Source organism: Streptomyces sp. SID3343 (assembly GCF_009865215.1).
Classification (GTDB): Bacteria; Actinomycetota; Actinomycetes; order Streptomycetales; family Streptomycetaceae; genus Embleya.
Genome location: NZ_WWJX01001063.1, coordinates 1 through 375 on the forward strand (window position 1 = coordinate 1; position 375 = coordinate 375).

General features: G+C 74.4%; 1 protein-coding gene. It reads left to right on the forward strand.

Annotated elements, in window-relative coordinates:
- Positions 1 to 64: 64 nt before the first annotated feature.
- The coding region (locus GT354_RS33200) for a hypothetical protein (protein WP_161360076.1) at positions 65 to 375 on the forward strand (311 nt) is incomplete at its 3' end.

Sequence of the window (375 nt, forward strand, 5' to 3'; positions counted from 1 at the left end):
GGCCTCGCCCTCCCCCTCTCCCTCCGCTCCTCCACTCCCCCTCCCCCGCGAGAGTTGGACCCCCGTGAACCTCGCCGTAACCACCACCGACCCCCAGGGCCGGCGCACCGATCACCTGCTGGACGTCCCCGATTCGGCGACCGTCGCCGATCTCGGTTCCGTGCTGGGCGCCGCCGATCTGTTCCTGGGGGATCGCCGGCTCAATCCCGATCAGCGCGTAGGGGCCAGCGGTATCCGCGCCGGCGCGCTGATCGGTCTGGGTGAACCCGCGCCGACCGAGACGGCGACGCGCGCGTGGCGACCGCCCGCGTCCGATCCGGTGCTCGTCACCGTGCGACTCGTCTCCGGCCCCGGCGCGGGCCGGGTGTGGCGGCT